The organism is Pseudomonas costantinii (genome assembly GCF_001870435.1).
In the GTDB taxonomy this organism is placed as follows: Bacteria; Pseudomonadota; Gammaproteobacteria; order Pseudomonadales; family Pseudomonadaceae; genus Aquipseudomonas; species Aquipseudomonas costantinii.
The window spans coordinates 132,781-148,190 of the sequence record NZ_MDDR01000007.1; the positions used below are offsets into that span (position 1 = coordinate 132,781).

General features: G+C 60.3%; 17 protein-coding genes. 14 read left to right on the forward strand and 3 right to left on the reverse strand.

The annotated features are described in order from the left end of the window. Nucleotides 1-321: 321 nt before the first annotated feature. The 12 genes from ccoN to hemN all read left to right on the forward strand — a co-directional run bounded on the left by ccoN (nucleotide 322) and on the right by hemN (nucleotide 11,507). Complete coding sequence (gene ccoN, locus BFL40_RS05590) at nucleotides 322-1,764, forward strand: cytochrome-c oxidase, cbb3-type subunit I (protein WP_071483009.1); 1,443 nt, start codon at nucleotides 322-324, stop codon at nucleotides 1,762-1,764. Beyond that, nucleotides 1,764-2,372: a cytochrome-c oxidase, cbb3-type subunit II gene (ccoO, locus tag BFL40_RS05595; protein WP_071483010.1), complete on the forward strand. Its 609-nt coding sequence runs from the start codon at nucleotides 1,764-1,766 to the stop codon at nucleotides 2,370-2,372. The genes ccoN and ccoO overlap by 1 nt, the downstream gene beginning before the upstream one ends. Nucleotides 2,373-2,377: 5 nt before the next feature. Continuing rightward, complete coding sequence (locus BFL40_RS05600; RefSeq protein ID WP_003175465.1) at nucleotides 2,378-2,563, forward strand: CcoQ/FixQ family Cbb3-type cytochrome c oxidase assembly chaperone; 186 nt, start codon at nucleotides 2,378-2,380, stop codon at nucleotides 2,561-2,563. Then, nucleotides 2,560-3,537 (forward strand): cytochrome-c oxidase, cbb3-type subunit III, encoded by a 978-nt coding sequence (ccoP, locus tag BFL40_RS05605; RefSeq protein ID WP_071483011.1) that lies wholly within the window; start codon nucleotides 2,560-2,562, stop codon nucleotides 3,535-3,537. Before BFL40_RS05600 ends, ccoP begins: the two co-directional genes overlap by 4 nt. A gap of 170 nt (nucleotides 3,538-3,707) precedes the next feature. Then, on the forward strand, nucleotides 3,708-3,962 hold the full coding sequence (locus tag BFL40_RS05610) for a type II toxin-antitoxin system Phd/YefM family antitoxin (RefSeq protein ID WP_010208555.1): 255 nt from the start codon (nucleotides 3,708-3,710) through the stop codon (nucleotides 3,960-3,962). After that, on the forward strand, nucleotides 3,962-4,372 hold the full coding sequence (locus BFL40_RS05615) for a type II toxin-antitoxin system VapC family toxin (RefSeq protein WP_071483012.1): 411 nt from the start codon (nucleotides 3,962-3,964) through the stop codon (nucleotides 4,370-4,372). The genes BFL40_RS05610 and BFL40_RS05615 overlap by 1 nt, the downstream gene beginning before the upstream one ends. 207 nt (nucleotides 4,373-4,579) lie before the next feature. Beyond that, complete coding sequence (ccoG, locus tag BFL40_RS05620) at nucleotides 4,580-5,995, forward strand: cytochrome c oxidase accessory protein CcoG (RefSeq protein WP_071483013.1); 1,416 nt, start codon at nucleotides 4,580-4,582, stop codon at nucleotides 5,993-5,995. Between the two features lie 14 nt (nucleotides 5,996-6,009). Next, on the forward strand, nucleotides 6,010-6,549 hold the full coding sequence (locus BFL40_RS05625) for a FixH family protein (protein WP_071483014.1): 540 nt from the start codon (nucleotides 6,010-6,012) through the stop codon (nucleotides 6,547-6,549). 115 nt (nucleotides 6,550-6,664) lie between these two features. Beyond that, nucleotides 6,665-9,115, forward strand: a complete 2,451-nt coding sequence (locus BFL40_RS05630) for a heavy metal translocating P-type ATPase (RefSeq protein ID WP_071483015.1) — start codon at nucleotides 6,665-6,667, stop codon at nucleotides 9,113-9,115. A gap of 22 nt (nucleotides 9,116-9,137) precedes the next feature. Beyond that, nucleotides 9,138-9,356: a cbb3-type cytochrome oxidase assembly protein CcoS gene (ccoS, locus tag BFL40_RS05635; protein ID WP_071483016.1), complete on the forward strand. Its 219-nt coding sequence runs from the start codon at nucleotides 9,138-9,140 to the stop codon at nucleotides 9,354-9,356. After that, entirely contained in the window at nucleotides 9,349-10,038 is a 690-nt protein-coding gene (locus BFL40_RS05640; RefSeq protein ID WP_071483017.1) for a sulfite exporter TauE/SafE family protein, read from the forward strand. The genes ccoS and BFL40_RS05640 overlap by 8 nt, the downstream gene beginning before the upstream one ends. 86 nt (nucleotides 10,039-10,124) lie before the next feature. Then, nucleotides 10,125-11,507: an oxygen-independent coproporphyrinogen III oxidase gene (hemN, locus tag BFL40_RS05645; protein ID WP_071483018.1), complete on the forward strand. Its 1,383-nt coding sequence runs from the start codon at nucleotides 10,125-10,127 to the stop codon at nucleotides 11,505-11,507. A gap of 6 nt (nucleotides 11,508-11,513) precedes the next feature. On the opposite strand, the gene BFL40_RS05650 is transcribed toward hemN, so the two are convergent. Beyond that, complete coding sequence (locus BFL40_RS05650) at nucleotides 11,514-12,002, reverse strand: hypothetical protein (protein WP_071483019.1); 489 nt, start codon at nucleotides 12,000-12,002, stop codon at nucleotides 11,514-11,516. Between the two features lie 153 nt (nucleotides 12,003-12,155). Here BFL40_RS05650 and fnr point away from each other — a divergent pair, with 153 nt between their 5' ends. Both fnr and BFL40_RS05660 read left to right on the forward strand, forming a co-directional pair. After that, nucleotides 12,156-12,890, forward strand: a complete 735-nt coding sequence (gene fnr / locus BFL40_RS05655; RefSeq protein WP_071483020.1) for a fumarate/nitrate reduction transcriptional regulator Fnr — start codon at nucleotides 12,156-12,158, stop codon at nucleotides 12,888-12,890. Between the two features lie 81 nt (nucleotides 12,891-12,971). Next, nucleotides 12,972-13,520, forward strand: a complete 549-nt coding sequence (locus tag BFL40_RS05660; RefSeq protein WP_071483021.1) for an adenine phosphoribosyltransferase — start codon at nucleotides 12,972-12,974, stop codon at nucleotides 13,518-13,520. Here BFL40_RS05660 and BFL40_RS05665 read toward each other — a convergent pair whose 3' ends face one another. Both BFL40_RS05665 and recR read right to left on the reverse strand, forming a co-directional pair. Next, the gene (locus BFL40_RS05665; protein WP_071483022.1) at nucleotides 13,521-14,669 is read right to left on the reverse strand and encodes an acyl-CoA dehydrogenase family protein; all 1,149 of its coding nucleotides are present in this window, start codon (nucleotides 14,667-14,669) and stop codon (nucleotides 13,521-13,523) included. A 102-nt stretch (nucleotides 14,670-14,771) separates the two neighbouring features. Further along, entirely contained in the window at nucleotides 14,772-15,374 is a 603-nt protein-coding gene (gene recR / locus BFL40_RS05670) for a recombination mediator RecR (RefSeq protein WP_065873846.1), read from the reverse strand. Nucleotides 15,375-15,410: the final 36 nt, after the last annotated feature.

The window sequence follows — 15,410 nt, forward strand, 5'->3', positions numbered from 1 at the left end:
CACTCGATGGGTTGAACATTTCTGCTCGATGACAGGCGCAAAGGCTGGCAGTGACCGGCTGTCGTGCCACTGACCACTCGTCACTTCGACAGCGTGTTTGCACACACCAAGTTACAAGTCTCCCCGACCCTGAAAATTTCCTGTCCACTTGATCAGCTTTCTATTTCTGATTTTGTCCTTACGCCAAACATGGAAAGGGCGCAGAATCTGGCGTGGAACGCATTGATACAGGTCAGCCATTGCGTTGCAATGGCCCCTCGCTTTCTACATACTTGCGGCCGAATTTTACCTATAAAAAAACCTAAACCGTGGAACCTTAGAATGAGCACAGCAATCAGTCCGACTGCTTATAACTATAAGGTAGTCCGCCAGTTCGCCATCATGACGGTGGTCTGGGGGATCCTTGGCATGGGGCTCGGGGTGTTCATCGCCTCGCAATTGGTTTGGCCGGAGTTGAATCTCGGTTTGCCATGGACGACCTTCGGCCGCCTGCGCCCGCTGCACACCAACCTGGTGATTTTTGCCTTCGGTGGATGTGCGTTGTTTGCCACTTCCTACTATGTCGTGCAGCGAACCTGCCAGACGCGACTGATCTCCGACGGCCTCGCCGCTTTCACCTTCTGGGGTTGGCAAGCCGTCATCGTCGGCGCGGTGGTTACGCTACCGCTGGGCTACACCACCACCAAGGAATACGCCGAGCTGGAATGGCCGATCGCCATTTTGCTGGCCATCGTCTGGGTGACGTACGCCGTGGTGTTCTTCGGCACCATCGTCAAGCGCAAGACCAAGCACATCTATGTGGGTAACTGGTTCTACGGTGCTTTCATCCTGGTGACGGCGATGCTGCACATCGTCAACCACGCCTCCCTGCCGGTCAGCCTGTTCAAGTCCTACTCGGCCTACGCCGGGGCGACGGATGCGATGATCCAATGGTGGTACGGCCATAACGCCGTAGGCTTCTTCCTCACCACCGGTTTCCTGGGGATGATGTACTACTTCGTGCCGAAACAGGCCGAACGTCCGATCTACTCCTATCGCCTGTCCATCGTGCACTTCTGGGCGCTGATCACCCTGTATATCTGGGCTGGCCCACACCACTTGCACTACACAGCACTGCCGGACTGGGCACAGTCCCTGGGCATGGCGATGTCGATCATCCTGCTGGCGCCAAGCTGGGGCGGCATGATCAACGGCATGATGACCCTGTCGGGCGCCTGGCATAAATTGCGTACCGACCCGATCCTGCGCTTCCTGGTGGTTTCCCTGGCGTTCTACGGCATGTCGACCTTCGAAGGGCCGATGATGGCGATCAAGACCGTCAACTCACTGTCCCACTACACCGACTGGACCATCGGCCACGTACACGCCGGCGCGCTTGGTTGGGTGGCGATGATCTCCATCGGCGCGCTGTACCACATGATCCCGAAACTGTTCGGCCGTGCGCAGATGCACAGCGTCGGGCTGATCAACACCCACTTCTGGCTGGCCACTATCGGCACCGTGCTCTACATCGCTTCGATGTGGGTCAACGGCATCACCCAGGGCCTGATGTGGCGCGCGATCAACGATGACGGCACCCTCACCTACTCCTTCGTCGAAGCGCTGCAAGCCAGCCACCCGGGCTACATCGTCCGAGCTATTGGTGGTGCTTTCTTTGCCAGCGGCATGCTGTTCATGGCCTACAACGTCTGGCGCACCGTGCGCGCCTCCGACCCGGCAGAAGCCGAAGCCGCCGCCAAGATCGCCGTTGTGGGAGCTCACTGATGAAGCATGAAGTAGTCGAGAAGAACATCGGCCTGCTGGCCTTCTTCATGGTCATCGCCGTGAGTATCGGCGGCCTGACCCAAATCGTTCCGCTGTTTTTCCAGGACGTCACCAATAAGCCGGTGGAAGGCATGAAGCCGCGCCCCGCCCTTGAGGTCGAAGGACGCGACGTGTTCATCGCCAACGGTTGCGTGGGCTGCCACTCGCAGATGATCCGTCCATTCCGCGCCGAAACCGAACGCTACGGCCACTACTCGGTTGCCGGTGAAAGCGTATGGGACCACCCATTCCTGTGGGGCTCCAAACGTACCGGCCCGGACTTGGCCCGTGTAGGCGGGCGTTACTCCGATGACTGGCAGCGTGCGCACTTGTACAACCCGCGCAACGTGGTGCCTGAGTCCGTCATGCCGGCGTACCCGTTCCTCGTTGAACACAAGCTCGACGGCAAAGACACCGCCAAAAAGCTCGAAGTCCTGCGCACCCTCGGCGTGCCCTACACCGATGAAGACATCGCCGGTGCGGCCGCGGCCGTGAAGGGCAAGACCGAAATGGACGCATTGGTGGCCTACCTGCAAGGCCTGGGCACCATCATCAAAAGCAAACGGTGATCTTCATGGATATCGGGATGATTCGTGGCCTGGGCACCGTTGTGGTGATGGTGGCCTTTATCGGCCTGGCGTTGTGGGTGTTCAGCCCCAAGCGCAAGTCGGAGTTTGAAGACGCGACCTTGCTGCCCTTTGCGGATGATCCCGAAGCCATCAAGCACGTCGAGCAAGCTTCTAGGAGTAACAAAGAATGACTACGTTCTGGAGTCTGTACGTCACAGTCCTCAGTCTGGGTACCATTTTCGCCCTGACCTGGCTGCTGCTGTCGACCCGCAGGGGGCAGCGTACCGAGCAAACGGACGAGACCGTCGGTCACTCGTTCGACGGTATCGAGGAGTACGACAACCCGCTGCCGAAATGGTGGTTCATGCTGTTCGTCGGCACCATCATCTTCGCCCTTGGTTACCTGGCGCTGTACCCCGGCTTGGGCAACTGGAAAGGCGTGCTGCCTGGCTACAACTACCTCGATAACGACAAACAAACCCCGTTCGCCAACGGCCAGACCGGCTGGACCGGCGTGCACGAATGGGAAAAGGAAATGGCCAAGTCGGACGCCAAGTTCGGCCCGATCTTCGCCAAGTTCGCCTCGATGCCGATTGAAGACGTGGCCAAGGACCCGCAGGCCTTGAAGATGGGGGGCCGCCTGTTTGCCTCCAACTGCTCGGTGTGCCACGGCTCCGACGCCAAGGGCGCCTACGGCTTCCCCAACCTGACCGATGCCGACTGGCGCTGGGGGGGCGAACCGGCCACCATCAAGGAAACCATCATGAAGGGCCGCCATGCTGTGATGCCAGCTTGGCTGGATGTCCTGAAGGAGCAAGGCGTCAGCGACGTCGCCGCTTATGTAGTGACCAACCTGGATGGCCGCAAACTGCCGGAGGGGGCCAAGGTTGACGTGGCCAACGGCGAAAAACTCTTCGCCACCAACTGCGTGGCCTGCCACGGCCCGCAAGGCAAAGGCACCGCAGCGATGGGCGCACCCGACCTGACCCACCCAGGTGCATTCATCTACGGTTCAAGCTTCGCCCAGCTGCAGCAGACCATCCGCTATGGCCGCCAGGGTCAAATGCCTGCGCAGGAGCAATTGCAGGGGAATGACAAAGTGCACTTGCTGGCGGCGTATGTTTACAGTTTGTCCCATGGGGACAAGAAGGCTGAGGAGCAGTAAGCCTCAGCAAAAACAAAGCCCCGCACAGTGAACGCTGGCGGGGCTTTGTTATTTCAGCCCTCAAGCATTTTCAGCAGATGGGCACACGACCGCTCGTAGCTTCGGGCTTGTCGTCGACCTCCGCAAAGTAGTAACGTAACTACATTCAGTCTGATAAAGGGGGATACCCCATGACCATCACCACCATTTCCAGCCGCGAATTCAACCAAGACACAAGCGGTGCCAAAAAAGCCGCTCGCCAAGGGCCGGTTTTTATCACCGATCGAGGCAAGCCCGCCCATGTACTGCTAAGCATTGAGGACTACCAGAAACTGACAGGTCTCAACGCTGACATCGTTGATCTGTTAGTGATGCCGGAAGCGGCCGATATCGACTTCGAAACCGAACGTGCCGTGATCACTCATCGACCCGTGGACCTCTCTTGATGTATCTACTCGACACCAACGTAATCTCTGAACTTCGTAAACCCCAGGCTGACGCGAACGTGGTTGCCTGGGCCAAAAGCGTCATTGCGCCGCGCATGTTTATCTCGGCGATTACGTTGAAAGAGTTGGAAACTGGAGTGCTGCGCATGGAGCGTCGGGACCCGGCTCAGGGAAAGGTATTGCGTACCTGGCTAAAGCGTCATGTGATGCCGGCGTTCGATGCCAGAATCCTGCCAGTTGATGCCGCAGTCGCATTACGTTGCGCCCACTTACACGTACCCGACCAGGCTAACGAAAGTGATGCGCTGATTGCTGCAACCGCTCTGGTTCATGGGCTCACCGTCGTCACGCGCAACGTCAGTGATTTCAAGTCCAGCGGCGTTCCGTTGATCAATCCATGGGACGAATGAGCGGCCCACCCGAAAAAACCGTCCATACTTCCCAAGTCAATTGATCCAGATCACGTACACCATCAATTGATTTCCCCCAACGCGACCAAAGGTCGCACCCGTTCAGCTGCATCAGGGGCGTATCATTACGCCACTGCAACACCCCCAATTTGACCCCGGTTGGCACGTACTGGCCGAGGCAAATCTCCACCGCCGTGGGATGCAATGATGAGCGATCAGATACCGGTACATGACGTTACCCCGCCGGCCAAAAACGCCAGCAACACTGTCGACCTCTACGCCTCGCGAGAGAAAATTTATACCCGTGCCTTCACCGGCCTGTTCCGCAATTTGCGCATGCTCGGCGGTGCCGGTTTGTTCCTGCTCTACTTCGGCACCGTATGGCTGAATTGGGGTGGCCACCAGGCGGTTTGGTGGAACCTGCCGGAGCGTAAATTCTTCATTTTTGGCGCGACCTTCTGGCCCCAGGATTTCATCCTGCTCTCTGGGATTCTCATCGTTGCCGCCTTCGGCCTGTTCTTTATCACGGTGTACGCCGGGCGTGTGTGGTGCGGCTATACCTGCCCGCAAAGCGTGTGGACCTGGATCTTCATGTGGTGTGAAAAGGTCACCGAAGGCGACCGCAACCAGCGCATCAAACTCGACAAGGCACCGATGGGCGCCAACAAGTTCCTGCGTAAATTCAGCAAGCACACGCTGTGGCTATTGATCGGTTTTGTCACCGGCATGACCTTCGTCGGCTACTTCTCGCCAATCCGCGAGCTGGTGTTCGATTTCTTCACCGGCCAGGCCGATGGCTGGTCGTATTTCTGGGTCGGCTTCTTCACCCTCGCCACCTACGGCAACGCCGGCTGGCTGCGTGAGCAAGTGTGCATCTACATGTGCCCGTACGCGCGATTCCAAAGCGTGATGTTCGACAAGGACACCCTGATCGTGTCCTACGATCCACGCCGTGGCGAAGCACGTGGCCCGCGTAAAAAAGGCACCGACTACAAGGCCCAGGGCCTGGGGGATTGCATCGATTGCACGATGTGCGTGCAGGTGTGCCCTACCGGGATCGACATCCGCGACGGCCTGCAAATCGAGTGCATCGGCTGTGCCGCCTGCATCGATGCCTGCGACAACATCATGGACAAGATGGAATACCCGCGCGGCCTGATCAGCTATACCACCGAGCACAACCTGTCAGGGCAGAAAACCCATAAGCTGCGCCCGCGACTGATCGGTTATGCCCTGGTGCTGCTGGCGATGATCAGCCTGCTGGTCGCAGCGTTTTTCATGCGCTCACTGGTGGGCTTCGACGTCAGCAAAGACCGTGTGCTGTATCGCGAAAACGCCGAAGGGCGAATCGAAAACGTCTACAGCCTGAAGATCATGAACAAGGACCAGCGCGACCACACCTATGTGCTCGACGCCTCGGGCCTGCCAGACCTCAAGCTGCAAGGCCGACGCGAAATCAAGGTCGCCGCGGGGGAAATCTTCAGCATGCCGGTGGAGCTTTCCAGCGCGCCGGAGCAATTGCCATCGAGCACCAACGAGGTGAAATTCATCCTCCAGGATGCCGATGACGACAGTATCCACGTTGAAGCCAAGAGCCGATTCATCGGCCCACAAGTTCGTTAAAAGAGAGCCCAATAATGCCCGCAGCAACTGCCGCAAGCCCCTGGTACAAACACCTCTGGCCCTGGATCATCATTGGGATCCTGACCTGCTCGGTGACCTTGACCCTGTCCATGGTGACCATCGCGGTGAACAACCCCGACAACCTGGTCAACGACAACTACTACGAGGCCGGCAAAGGTATCAACCGCTCCCTGGACCGTGAACTGCTGGCCCAGACCCTGCAACTGCGTGCCAAGGTGCACCTGGACGAACTGACTGGCGAGGTTGAACTGCACCTCACCGGTAACAGCAATCCGAGCACCCTGGAACTGAACCTGATCTCCCCGACCCAGCCGGAGAAGGATCGCAAGATCATCCTGAGCCGCAGCGACAGCGAACACGGCCGCTACATCGGCCAGGTTACCGACAAGGTCGAAGGCCGGCGCTTCGTGGAATTGCTCGGCGTGGAAGGTGACAAGACCTGGCGCATGTTTGAAGAAGAGCTGGTCAGCCACGACAAGGACTTGCTGCTGGGTGATGAGCCATTGCAGGGTGCTGAAGACCTGAATAAGTAAAAAGCCTGCGCTTCGCGCATCGCGGGCAAGCCCGCTCCCACATTGGATCGCGGTCTCCTGTGGGAGCCAGGCTTGCCCGCGACGAGGCCCTCCCAGCCGACTAAGATCCATACCCATGACCAGCCCAACCCCCTGCTACCACTGCGCCCTGCCCGTCCCTCCGGGCAGCCGGTTTACCGCCGTGATTCTCAGCGAGCGTCGCGAACTGTGCTGCCCTGGCTGCCAGGCGGTGGCCGACGCGATTGTGTCCGCAGGCCTGGAAAGTTATTACCAGCATCGCAGCGAAGCCTCGACCAACCCCGAAGCGCTGCCGGTGCAATTGGTGGATGAACTGGCGCTGTACGACCGCGCCGACGTGCAAAAACCCTTTGTGCGCCATGAAGGCGAACTCGCCGAAACCACCCTGTTGATGGAAGGTATCAGCTGCGCCGCCTGTGGCTGGCTGATCGAAAAACACCTGCGCAGCCTGCCCGCCGTGGCGGAGGCGCGCTTGAACCTGTCCAACCACCGCTTGAGTGTACGTTGGGCTGACGCGCAATTGCCGTTGAGCCAGTTGCTCAGCGAGCTACGCCATATCGGCTATGCCGCCCACCCCTATCAGGCTGATCGCGCGGCCGAGCAACTGGCCAACGAAAACCGCCTGGCTTTGCGACAACTGGGCGTGGCGGGATTGCTGTGGTTCCAGGCGATGATGGCGACCATGGCCACCTGGCCGGAATTCAATATCGACCTGAGCCCGGAGTTGCACGTCATCCTGCGCTGGGTCGCAATGTTTCTGACAACACCCATCGTGTTCTACAGCTGTGCGCCGTTTTTCAAAGGTGCCCTGCGCGACTTACGCACACGCCACCTGACCATGGATGTGTCGGTGTCGCTGGCGATTGGCGGTGCGTACCTGGCAGGCATCTGGACCGCGATTACCGGTGTGGGCGAGTTGTACTTCGACGCCGTCGGTATGTTCGCCCTATTCCTGCTGGCGGGCCGCTATCTGGAACGCCGCGCCCGGGAACGCACCGCCGCCGCGACTGCCCAATTGGTCAATCTGCTGCCCGCCTCATGCCTGCGCTTGAAAGGCGATGGTCAAAGCGAGCGCATCTTGTTGAGTGAATTGGCGTTGGGCGACCGGGTGCTGGTGCATCCGGGCGCCGTACTGCCGGCGGACGGGGTGATCCTCGACGGCCAATCCAGCATCGATGAGTCCCTGCTGACGGGCGAATACTTGCCGCAACCCCGCCATGTCGGCGACACCGTCACTGCCGGCACGCTCAACGTCGAAGGCGCATTGACCGTCGAAGTCCGCGCCTTGGGTCATGACACGCGCCTCTCCGCTATCGTGCGCCTGCTGGAGCGCGCCCAAGCGGAGAAACCGCGCCTGGCACAAATCGCCGACCGCGCTGCGCAATGGTTCCTGCTGTGCTCGCTGATCGCGGCGGCGCTGATCGGCCTATTGTGGTGGGAGCTGGACTCATCGCGGGCGTTCTGGATTGTGCTGGCAATGCTGGTAGCCACCTGCCCTTGCGCGCTGTCCCTGGCTACACCGACTGCTCTCACTGCTGCCACCGGCACCCTGCACAAACTCGGGCTGCTGCTGACCCGTGGACATGTGCTGGAAGGCCTTAACCAGATCGACACGGTGATTTTCGACAAAACCGGCACCCTGACTGAAGGTCGACTCGCATTACGTGCAATCCGCCCTTTGAGTGCACTGAACAGCGATGAATGCCTGAGCCTCGCCGCCGCCCTGGAAAACCGCTCCGAACACCCCATCGCCCGCGCCTTCGGGCGTGCGCCGCTGGCGGCCGATGAAGTGCTCAGCTTCCCAGGCCTGGGGCTGGAAGGTCGCGTGGGTGAACGCCAGTTGCGCATCGGCCAGCCCGCCTTTGTGTGCGAACCGAGCGGTTGCCCTATCCCCACCTCACCGGGCGAAGCCGGGCAATGGCTACTGCTGGGCGACCGCGAAGGCGCCCTCGCCTGGTTCGTGCTGGATGATCGCCTGCGCACTGATGCCCCGGCCTTGCTGGCCGCCTGCAAGGCCCGCGGCTGGCGCACACTGCTGCTGTCAGGGGACAGTTCGCCGATGGTCGCCAGTGTCGCCGCGGAACTGGGCATCGACGAAGCCCACGGCGGCCTACGCCCCGACGACAAACTGCAGATACTGCAGCAGTTGCACAAAGAAGGCCGCAAAGTGCTGATGCTCGGCGATGGGGTCAACGATGTGCCCGTCCTCGCCGCCGCCGATATCAGCGTGGCCATGGGCTCGGCCACGGACCTTGCGAAAACCAGCGCCGATGCGGTGCTGCTGTCCAACCGTCTGGACGCCCTGGTGCAAGCCTTTACCCTGGCACGGCGTACCCGCCGGGTGATCATTGAAAACCTGCTGTGGGCCGGGCTGTACAATGGCCTTATGCTGCCGTTTGCCGCCCTCGGTTGGATCACTCCGATCTGGGCGGCGATCGGCATGTCCCTCAGTTCGTTGACCGTGGTGCTCAATGCCCTGCGCCTGACTCGCCTGCCGAGTGCGCAGACTAAAAGTGCCACCCTAGTAGCCCGCCCGCTGCCGGCTTGAGCCGCGCGGGCCTGGAGTGCAGATGCCAGCTCTATACGTGATGATTCCAGCGGCGCTGCTGTTAGTGGGTGTCGCCATCTACATCTTCTTCTGGGCAGTGGACAGCGGCCAATACGACGACCTCGACGGCCCGGCCCACAGCGTGTTGTTCGACGATCAGGACCCAAACCACTTGGCCGCCGTCGACGAAGCCAACGGCCCCGAGCAACCACCCACGCCCAAAGAGCCACCCCATGCTTGAACTCGCGCCACTGCTGGTCTCGGCGTTGATCCTCGGCCTGCTGGGGGGCGGCCATTGCCTGGGCATGTGCGGCGGCCTGATGGGGGCGCTGACCCTGGCGATCCCCAAGGAACAACGCAGCCGCCGCTTTCGCCTGCTGCTGGCGTACAACCTGGGACGCATCCTCAGCTATGCCAGCGCAGGGTTATTGATCGGCCTCGCCGGCTGGGCAGTGGCCAACAGCCCGGCGGCGATGTTCATGCGCGTGCTGGCCGGGTTGCTGCTGATCAGCATGGGGCTGTACCTCGCCGGCTGGTGGAGCGGCCTCACCCGTATCGAAAGCCTCGGTCGCGGCCTGTGGCGGTATATCCACCCCGTCGCCAACCGTTTGCTGCCGGTGTCCAGCCTGCCCCGCGCTTTGCTGCTGGGCGCACTCTGGGGTTGGTTGCCGTGCGGGTTGGTCTACAGCACCCTGCTGTGGGCGGCCAGCCAGGGCAATGCACTGGACAGTGCATTGCTGATGCTGGCGTTTGGCTTGGGCACTTGGCCGGTGCTGCTGGCGACCGGTTTGGCTGCCGAACGCGTCACCGCACTGTTGCGCAAACGCAGTGTGCGCATGGCGGGCGGCTTGCTGGTGATTCTCTTCGGAATATGGACGTTGCCTGGCCCGCACCAGCACTGGCTAATGGGCCATGTGGCATAGCGCCGCTCCCCGTTGATGCAAATCAAGATGCCACCTGCGGCGCGCCCCTAGACTCGGCCCACTAGCCAATCCGGGGGACCGCCCGCATGCTCGACGCCATTCGTTGGGACACTGATTTGATTCACCGCTACGACTTGGCGGGGCCGCGCTATACGTCCTACCCCACCGCCGTACAATTCGACAGCCAGGTCGGCACCTTCGACCTGTTCCACGCCCTGCGCGACAGCCGCAAGGCCGCGCGGCCGTTGTCGCTGTATGTGCATGTGCCGTTCTGCGCGAACATTTGCTACTACTGCGCCTGCAACAAGGTCATCACCAAGGACCGAGGCCGTGCCCAGGCCTACCTGCAACGCCTGGAGCAGGAAATCCAACTGGTGGCTTGCCACCTCGATCCCAAACAACCGATAGAGCAACTGCACTTCGGCGGCGGCACCCCGACCTTCCTCAGTCACGACGAACTGCGCCAAGTGATGACGCGCCTGCGCCAACATTTCAATTTGCTCGACGATGATTCCGGCGACTACGGTATAGAAATCGACCCACGTGAAGCCGACTGGGCAACCATGGGCCTACTACGCGAACTGGGCTTCAACCGAGTAAGCATCGGCCTGCAAGACCTCGACCCCGAGGTGCAACGCGCGGTCAACCGCCTGCAAAGCCTGGAAGAAACCCGCGCGGTGATCGATGCGGCGCGCACCCTGCAGTTTCGTTCGATCAATATCGACCTTATCTACGGCCTGCCCAAGCAGTCGCCGCTGAATTTCGCACGCACGGTCGAGGAAGTAATCAGGCTGCAACCTGATCGCCTGTCAGTGTTCAACTATGCGCACCTGCCGGAGCGCTTCATGCCCCAGCGGCGGATCAACACCGACGACCTGCCCTCCCCGGCAGAAAAACTGCTGATGCTGCAAACCACCATCGAGCAGTTGACCCAAGCCGGTTATCGCTACATCGGCATGGACCACTTCGCCCTGCCGGATGACGAACTGGCCGTTGCCCAGGAAGAAGGCACGCTGCAGCGCAATTTCCAGGGCTACACCACCCACGGGCATTGCGATCTGATTGGCTTAGGTGTGTCGGCGATCAGCCAGATTGGCGACCTGTATTGCCAGAACAGCAGCGACCTCAATCAGTACCAGAACGCCCTTGCCGGGGCGCAATTGGCCACCAGCCGCGGCCTGGTCTGCACCACGGATGATCGCTTGCGACGGGAAGTGATTCAGCAGTTGATCTGCAATTTCAGCCTGGGATTCGAGCGGATCGAACAGGCTTTCAACATCGATTTTCGCGGCTATTTCGACGAACTATGGCCGCAGCTGGAGACGATGGCCGCAGATGGCTTGATCGAGCTGGACGCCCAAGGCATTCGCGTATTACCTGCCGGGCGCTTGCTGGTGCGTTCGGTGTGCATGGTGTTCGATGCCTACCTGGAGCACCAGAACAGGCAACGATTTTCACGGGTGATCTGAACGCCGTTACCTCGCCGCCAGGCTCATGGCTTCCAGCTGAGCCGCAGGCGGCTCGTCTTTAAGAGCCTTGCCCAATTGCGTCTGAGCCGTGACTAGGCCGGCCTGCAATGTCGACACGGCAGCTTGCAAGTTTCCGACCCTGATCAAGCGCGCTTCCGGGGTCATGGACGTGTCAGCCGCGGCCGCAGCGAGTTCAGCCATCTTTTCGGCGATCTGCTTTTTCAGTTCGCGGATCATTTTCAGCAACTGCTTGGTGCTGTCGCTCAGGCTGCTGTTGTCGATATCACTGTTGGGAGATTGTTCGGCCTGGGAGGCGCCCATCCCCTTACCGGAAATAGTCACCTTCACGCCTTCGGTGGTCTTGGGTTCAGCAGTCTTGGCTTCAGGCACCGGGTTTTTGGTGGCTGCGTCTTTATCCTTGGCCGCATCGGAGGCCTTCCAAACCGATACCGCCGACACATTGATAAGCGGGTTTTGGACTGTGCTGACTGACATGATCTGAGCTCCAGCTCATAGAGAGACATCAATGTATCGGCACCGATACAAAAACCTTTATACCGTTGCTGCTTTTTTGTACACGCTGGCCTCATCGCCCCCCGGTGCGTTACCCTTACGTCTTATGTGTGTTTTCCCACAAGGATTTAAGAAATGTCCGAGCCAGTTAAACTGCGCGCTCACAGCCAGGCCCATTGCAAGGATTGCAGCCTGGCCCCCCTCTGCCTGCCACTTTCGTTGAATTTGGAAGACATGGATGCGTTGGACGAAATCGTTAAACGCGGTCGCCCGCTGAAAAAAGGCGAGTTTCTGTTTCGCCAAGGCGACAAGTTTGACTCCGTCTATGCTGTCCGTTCGGGGGCGTTGAAGACGTTCAGCCTGAGCGACAGCGGCGAAGAGCAGATCACCGGCTTCCACTTGCCCAGCGAGCTGGTCGGGCTGTCAGGCATGGACACCGAGATTCACCCGGTGTCGGCTCAGGCCCTGGAGACTACATCGGTGTGCGAAATCCCCTTCGAGCGCCTGGATGAGTTGGCCCTGCAACTGCCGCAACTGCGTCGCCAGTTGATGCGCGTAATGAGCCGCGAGATTCGTGACGACCAACAGATGATGCTGCTGTTGTCGAAGAAAACCGCCGACGAACGCATCGCCACCTTCCTGGTCAACCTGTCCGCACGGTTCCGTGCCCGTGGGTTCTCGGCCAACCAATTCCGCCTGAGCATGTCGCGCAATGAAATCGGCAATTATCTGGGCCTGGCAGTGGAAACCGTGTCCCGCGTGTTTACCCGCTTCCAGCAAAACGAGCTGATTGCCGCCGAAGGCAAGGAAGTGCATATCCTCGACCCGATCCAGCTGTGTGCATTGGCTGGCGGCACCCTCGACGGCTGATCCAGACACTTGCGGTCGCGCCAATCGGCGAGGCCGCAGGTATACTTCGAGTCCGTTTTCCGCCCCCAGGACTCTTCGACGATGACCTTCGATTCGTTCGACATCAAATCCCTGATCCGCCCCGTCATCGACTTCCCCAAGCCTGGGGTGATCTTTCGTGATATCACGCCGCTATTCCAATCGCCCCGCGCCCTGCGCCTGGTGGCCGATAGCTTTGCCCATCGCTACGTCGAGGCCGACTTCAGCCACATCGGCGCGATGGATGCCCGGGGCTTCCTGATCGGCTCGATCATCGCCTACCAACTGAACAAACCGCTGATCCTGTTCCGTAAGCAGGGCAAGCTGCCGGCTGACGTACTGGCCGAGGGTTACCAGACCGAATACGGCGAAGCCTTCCTCGAAGTGCACGCCGACAGCCTGTGCGAAGGCGACTCGGTGCTGATGTTCGATGACCTGATCGCCACCGGCGGCACCTTGATCGCCGCGGCGAACCTGGTACGCCGAATGGGCGCGAATATCTTCGAAGCGGCGGCGATCATCGACCTGCCGGAGCTGGGCGGCTCACAGCGCCTGCAAGACATGGGTATTCCGACGTTTTGCCTGACGCAGTTTGCGTTGAGCGAGCAATAATCAAAGCCCCATCTGTTTGCTGATGATTTCATTCATCACTTCACGGGTGCCCCCACCGATGGACAGGATGCGGTTGTCGCGATACAGCCGCTCCACCAGGCTGCCGCGCATATAGCCTTGGCCGCCGAGGATCTGCACGGCATCGTAGGTGACGCGGTCGGCAGTGTCGGTGGCGAGGTTCTTGGCCATGGAAATTTCCTTGATCACACTGATGCCGGCAGCCATCTTCGCCGCCTGGCGGTAGGTAAACTCCCGGGACACTTCCACGGCTGTGGCCATCTCTGCCAATCGATGCTTGAGCACCTGGAATTTTCCAATGGGTTTGCCAAACGCTTCGCGCTGCGCGGCCCATTTGAGGCTTTCTTCCAACGCCAGCTGTGCGGTCATGTTGGCCATCAAGGCAAGCGCCAGGCGCTCGCTCTGGAAGTTGCCCATGATGCAGGCAAAGCCCATGTTCTCGGCGCCGATCAGGTTACCCAACGGCACCCGGCAATCATCGAAAAATAACTCAGCCGTGTCCGACGCCCACCAGCCCATTTTTTTCAGGGGCTGGCCGACGGTGAAACCTGGGGTGTCTTTTTCAATGAGCAACAGACTGATACCGCCAAAGCCTGGCCCGCCGGTGCGCACGGCAACCGTATAGAAGTCGGCGCGAATACCGCTGGTGATGAAGGTCTTGCTGCCGCTGACGCGGTAATGGTCGCCATCACGGATGGCGCGGGTTTGCAGATTGGCCACATCGGAACCGCCGCTCGGCTCGGTGACGGCCAGGGCGATGATCTTTTCGCCGGCCAACACCTGGGGCGCGACACGCTCGCGCACCTCGGGGCGTGCCCATTTGATGACGGGTGGCAGGCCGATATCCAGCGAACCCAACCCGGCCACCACACCACCGGACCCACAACGCATCAGCTCTTCGCTGGCGGCGACTTTAGCGAACAGGTCGCCTTCGTGGCTGCCGCCGAGGCTTTCGGGGTAACCAATACCAAGGATCCCCGCCGCGCCCGCCTTGAGGTACAGCTCGCGAGGAAAGCTCTCAGCCTCCTCCCATTGCTCAATGCCCGACAGCATTTCACGCTCGACAAAACGGCGCACGCTGTCGCGGACCAATTGGTGGCTGGGGTCGAAGTAGTCCTGATAGGCAGACATCGGCAAGCTCCACGGTGAGGTGGAGCGAAATTACCAAGCGCTTGCTTGGTTATCAAGCCGTACGCCGACATCAAGGACGACTGAAGTTAAATGTGGTGTGGCTTACAGAGCGATTGGTTTGCGGCCTGCAAAGGAATGCGCCAGCGTCCCGCCGTCCACCAACTCCAACTCGCCACCCAACGGCACACCATGAGCGATACGCGAGGTGATCAGGCCTTTATTGCTCAGCAACTGGGCAATGTAATGCGCAGTCGCCTCACCCTCTACCGTCGGGTTGGTCGCCAGGATCACTTCAGTAAACGTGCCCTGCTCTTCAATGCGCGCCACCAACTGCGGAATACCGATAGCTTCCGGCCCCAGGCCGTCCAGCGGTGACAAATGCCCCTTGAGCACGAAGTAGCGCCCGCGATAGCCGGTCTGCTCCACCGCGTACACGTCCATTGGCCCTTCCACCACACACAGCAACGTGTCGTCGCGGCGCGGGTCGGCGCATTGCGGGCAGAGTTCTTCTTCGGTAAGGGTGCGACACTGGCGGCAATGACCTACACCGGTCATGGCCTGGCTCAAGGCCTGGGCCAACCGGGTGCCGCCGCTGCGATCACGCTCCAGCAGTTGCAAGGCCATACGCTGGGCAGTTTTCTGGCCCACGCCCGGCAAGGTGCGCAAGGCGTCGATCAGTTGGCGAATCAGGGGGCTGAAGCTCATGGGCGAAGGGTCCGACAAAACAACGAGACGCGGTTT

Bases quoted from the DNA above. Each gene is read 5' to 3' on its own strand.
- ccoG (WP_071483013.1), top strand. From the start codon at position 4,580: ATGAGCGATCAGATACCGGTACATGACGTTACCCCGCCGGCCAAAAAC.
- fnr (WP_071483020.1), top strand. From the start codon at position 12,156: ATGTCCGAGCCAGTTAAACTGCGCGCTCACAGCCAGGCCCATTGCAAG.
- BFL40_RS05650 (WP_071483019.1), bottom strand. From the start codon at position 12,002: ATGTCAGTCAGCACAGTCCAAAACCCGCTTATCAATGTGTCGGCGGTA.
- ccoP (WP_071483011.1), top strand. From the start codon at position 2,560: ATGACTACGTTCTGGAGTCTGTACGTCACAGTCCTCAGTCTGGGTACC.
- BFL40_RS05625 (WP_071483014.1), top strand. From the start codon at position 6,010: ATGCCCGCAGCAACTGCCGCAAGCCCCTGGTACAAACACCTCTGGCCC.
- BFL40_RS05665 (WP_071483022.1), bottom strand. From the start codon at position 14,669: ATGTCTGCCTATCAGGACTACTTCGACCCCAGCCACCAATTGGTCCGC.
- BFL40_RS05630 (WP_071483015.1), top strand. From the start codon at position 6,665: ATGACCAGCCCAACCCCCTGCTACCACTGCGCCCTGCCCGTCCCTCCG.
- BFL40_RS05600 (WP_003175465.1), top strand. From the start codon at position 2,378: ATGGATATCGGGATGATTCGTGGCCTGGGCACCGTTGTGGTGATGGTG.
- ccoS (WP_071483016.1), top strand. From the start codon at position 9,138: ATGCCAGCTCTATACGTGATGATTCCAGCGGCGCTGCTGTTAGTGGGT.
- BFL40_RS05610 (WP_010208555.1), top strand. From the start codon at position 3,708: ATGACCATCACCACCATTTCCAGCCGCGAATTCAACCAAGACACAAGC.
- BFL40_RS05615 (WP_071483012.1), top strand. From the start codon at position 3,962: ATGTATCTACTCGACACCAACGTAATCTCTGAACTTCGTAAACCCCAG.
- ccoO (WP_071483010.1), top strand. From the start codon at position 1,764: ATGAAGCATGAAGTAGTCGAGAAGAACATCGGCCTGCTGGCCTTCTTC.
- BFL40_RS05660 (WP_071483021.1), top strand. From the start codon at position 12,972: ATGACCTTCGATTCGTTCGACATCAAATCCCTGATCCGCCCCGTCATC.
- BFL40_RS05640 (WP_071483017.1), top strand. From the start codon at position 9,349: ATGCTTGAACTCGCGCCACTGCTGGTCTCGGCGTTGATCCTCGGCCTG.
- recR (WP_065873846.1), bottom strand. From the start codon at position 15,374: ATGAGCTTCAGCCCCCTGATTCGCCAACTGATCGACGCCTTGCGCACC.
- ccoN (WP_071483009.1), top strand. From the start codon at position 322: ATGAGCACAGCAATCAGTCCGACTGCTTATAACTATAAGGTAGTCCGC.
- hemN (WP_071483018.1), top strand. From the start codon at position 10,125: ATGCTCGACGCCATTCGTTGGGACACTGATTTGATTCACCGCTACGAC.